The 3,755-nt window shown below is 58.5% G+C and carries 3 protein-coding genes and 3 pseudogenes; all 6 read right to left on the reverse strand.

All coding sequences use genetic code 11. The features are described from left to right. On the reverse strand, positions 1 to 312 hold a 312-nt coding region (locus tag CO676_RS33995; protein WP_179875774.1), incomplete at its 3' end, for a transposase. A 161-nt stretch (positions 313 to 473) separates the two neighbouring features. Further along, positions 474 to 832, reverse strand: a pseudogene (locus CO676_RS34000) (IS30 family transposase); the annotation flags it as partial. A gap of 254 nt (positions 833 to 1,086) precedes the next feature. Continuing rightward, positions 1,087 to 1,476, reverse strand: coding sequence for a type II toxin-antitoxin system VapC family toxin (locus tag CO676_RS34005; protein WP_097524284.1), 390 nt, complete (start codon positions 1,474 to 1,476; stop codon positions 1,087 to 1,089). Continuing rightward, positions 1,473 to 1,706, reverse strand: coding sequence for a type II toxin-antitoxin system prevent-host-death family antitoxin (locus CO676_RS34010; RefSeq protein ID WP_046119398.1), 234 nt, complete (start codon positions 1,704 to 1,706; stop codon positions 1,473 to 1,475). Before CO676_RS34010 ends, CO676_RS34005 begins: the two co-directional genes overlap by 4 nt. Positions 1,707 to 1,941: 235 nt before the next feature. Further along, positions 1,942 to 2,942 (reverse strand): annotated as a pseudogene (locus tag CO676_RS34015) (IS30 family transposase). A gap of 284 nt (positions 2,943 to 3,226) precedes the next feature. Beyond that, positions 3,227 to 3,755 (reverse strand): annotated as a pseudogene (locus tag CO676_RS34020) (ISNCY family transposase); the annotation flags it as partial.

A 3,755-nucleotide genomic window follows, 5' to 3' on the forward strand; every position in this document is an offset into this window, starting at 1 on the left:
ATCACCGAGGACGATTTCGACCGTAGAGCTTGCCACCGGCTCAACGCGCGCGAACTTGACCTCCTTCTTCGCGGTTTCCGTCAGGGGCGCAACCAACCCAGATGACAGTGCCTTGCGACGCCACCCGTAAAGCTGCGAGGGATCCAATCCCTCAGCGCGCGCGATCGCAGAGACATTCGCTCCAGGCAACAACGTCTCGGCAATCAGGCGCTCCTTCTCCTCGTTCGGCCAGTCTCGCGGCTTGCGCCGCGCCCGCACCGGCGCCGCCGTCAAAACCTCGAATGTTCGTGGCTGATTCACACTGTCGCTCATAGCATTCTCCCGCATGACTCATGCAGAAAATCCTCGATCAGCGCGTCAATTGATACGTGGGGGTCCCTACGCGCTTACCTTACTTTGCAGGATCAGGACACTTTAACTTTGCGGGGGAGAATCTAATCCAAGTGCAACAATGGCGGGTAGAGGGTAGGGCATTACCCGCGCAAATGCGCCATGAACACCTCGGCGGGCGTGCGGTAACCAAGGCACTTCCTCGGCAGCGAGTTCAAATGATGGGCGAGGGCGACGAGCTGTTGCTGGCTGACCGCGGACAGATCAGTATCGCCCGGCATGAAGCGGCGGATGCGCTTGTTGGTGTTCTCGACCGCGCCTTTCTGCCACGGTGAATTTGGATCGCAGAACCAGCTCCTGGCGCCGATCCCATCTTCCAAAGCCCTGAAACCGCGAAACTCGGTACCGCGGTCGAAGGTGAAACTCTGCCGGGCAAAGGCGGTGAGAAGGCATCGACGATCTTGTCGATAAGCGGCCGAGAGTGGCGGCTGCCATAGCTTTGACACCCCCGATCACTCCGCCGCTTTCAGCTGCGCAAGGGCTTGCTGGCGCTTGGCGATGACCACCGGATCCTTGGTAAAATCCCTCTTCAGGCCAGCAGGCGACGAAGCTGCGTGATATTGGTTAGCAGCTGCCTGAGGCGTGGCGGCATTGGCGCCGGAGAGATTCGCTTCGCACCCTGCCGTTTGCGGGGGACATGTACATGCGAGCAAAGATGAGATGTATGAAACGCGAGGAGCTCGCCGTGGCTGAAGTTCACCACAAGCGGCTAACGGCAGGAAGCGTGTCGAAAACCTCGTCCGCTGAAATCAGCGGCATCCCGAGATCCAGCGCACTCGCTGCCAACAGACGGTCGAACGGATCGCGATGCTCCCACGCAAGAATTGCCCCCTTCAAACAAATTTCCGGCGCTAGGGCGGCAACTCTGCCGCCCTGCTGTTCCAGCAAACTGGGCAAATTATCGACAAATGGCTCCATCTCCGGCCACTTGCCGATGCGAACCTTCTGCCCGATCTCGAAAAAACTGATCGGGCTGACGAAAACGCTGTCGGCCTCCGTGATGAGAGCGGTTGCCTTGGCAGATAGGCGCGCATCGGCGGTCAGCGACCATGCCCATGTATGGGTGTCGAGAAGTACAGCCGTCACGCTTTGCCTTCCCAAAGGGCCAGTTCATCCTCACTCATCGGCTCGAAGAAATCCGGCCCGTCTCCTGTAATCTTGCCTTTCAGCAGTCCGATCGTGAACTTGTTTTGCGGGATGGCAACAATCCGGGCAACAGGCGTCTTGCCCTTGGCGATGACAACTTCTTCGCCAGCCTTCGCCGCCTCGATAAGTTTGGACAGGTTCGTTTTGGCGTTATGGATTGTAACCTGCATTGGGACCTCAATTAGCTAACTTGGCTATACTTAGCGTTTTTTACTCCGGAAATCTAGCCACTCGTAGCCTGTGCAACGCTTCACGTCGCCAGTCTTCCTTCCAAACGTTGGCGTTTGACCAGCATCCCAAGAGGCGACGACTGTCGCATCTCTAACTGGCTCATGTGTCGCATCTCTAAAATGCCGGTGGGAGAATCTAATCCAAGCGCAACAATGGCGGGTAGAGGGTAGGGCATTACCCGAACTCGCGCAAATGCGCCATGAAGACCTCCGCCGGTGTTCGATAACCGAGGCACTTCCTGGGCAGCGAGTTCAATAATGCGCGAGGGCGACAAGCTGTTGCTGGCTGACCGCGGACAGATCGGTATCGTCTGGCATGAAGCGGCGGATGCGCTTGTTGGTGTTCTCGACCGCGCCTTTCTGCCACGGTGAATTCGGATCGCAAAACCAGCTCCGGGCACCGATCCCGTCTTCCAAAGCCCTGAAGCCGCTGAACTCGGTACCGCGGTCGAAGGTGAAGCTCTGTCGGGCAAAAGCCGGCAACGGTGAGAAGGCGTGGACGATCTGATCCATTATCGGTCGCGAGTGCCGGCTCCCGTTCTTGATCATCACCATGTAGCGGCTCTTGCGCTCGACGAGTGAGGTGACATCGGCTTCACCGAGGTCGCGCCGAAAGATCAGGAGATCGCCCTCCCAATGTCCGAACTGCGAGCGATCGGCAACAAAATCAGGACGTTGGCTGATCCTGCAGTCAAACGGGATAAAGCCGTCGCGGGGCTTGCGAGATCCGCGGCGCCGGCGTTTGCGACGGCCTTCTGGTAGATGCCGATAGAGCTCCAGCGCGTAGTGCTCCTTGCAGTAAATGAAGCGATAGATCGTCTCCGGGCAGACGCGGACGGTACTCACGCCGTCCGCGAGCAGACGGCCGGCGATCTGTTCCGGCGACCAATGTGCCTTCAGCCGATCGATCACCAGGTCACGCAACTGTGGATGGCGCCTGAGCTTGCGCAGCCGCCGGCGACGCTCCTTGGAAATGTCATTGGCGATGCCGCCGTAGTAGCCGCTGTATTCCGGAAACTCGGCATCGTGAAAGGTATTGCGCTTCAGCTCGCGATAGATCGTTGAGCGATGCCGCCCGAGTTGGCGGGCGATCTCACCGACAGGGACCTTGCGCTCCATCAGCTGATGAAGTCGTCGGCGATCGAGAAGGGTGAGCTGTGAATAGCGATGCGACATCCAAAAATCTCCAAGACGAAGCCTTTGTTTTAATTAGCATGTCGCACTTGGAAATAGAATGTACCCGGCTACACGAACTGTCACGGCTATTTAAAGATGAGACAAAGTAGTCAACTTAGAAATGCGACAACATCCTATTCCTTATTACTTCGTTTGCAAGTTGCTATATTTACAAAGTGCGAAGACGCAAGCCGCCGGCCGGGTGGAGCTGGTCAGGGTTGCGCAGCCCGGTCGGCGGCGGATGGCTTCAGCTGCAAGATAAACTTTAGCTTTGACACCCCCGATCACTCCGCCGCTTTCAGCTGCGCAAGGGCTTGCTGGCGCTTGGCGATGACCACCGGATCCTTGGTAAAATCCGTCCTCCGGCCAGGCTTCGTGCCACGCTTCTGGTAGCCATTGCTCTGGCTGCCGTCGCGAATGCCGAACATATGGTCCGTCTGCCGGTGCGGCGCGGCCCGCTTTTGCTGCGCTGTTGCTCTCGTCCGGCCTGCATCTCGGCCACCACCGCCAGCATGTCGTCAAGGCGCTTGTTCTCAACCACCTCGGAGCGGTGCACCGAGCGCAGCGTGTCGAAGGTTCTGTAGGGCAGGGATGTGCCCTCATGGGTGATCTCGAGGCGGCCGTCGGGATAGTCGCAGACAATGACCTTCTTGCCGGCGAGCGCCGTGGCGAGGTCGGTCGGATCGAGGATGAACATCACCTTGTCATAGCGCAGCGTCAGCGACTGCGACAGCTTGCGGACCTCCTTGCGGACATGGCGCCATCGAGGTTCTCATGCGCGGCAAACGGCCGATGCATGTCCTTCGGATTGCG

The organism is Sinorhizobium sp. BJ1, assembly GCF_002531555.1.
Classification (GTDB): Bacteria; Pseudomonadota; Alphaproteobacteria; order Rhizobiales; family Rhizobiaceae; genus Sinorhizobium; species Sinorhizobium fredii_B.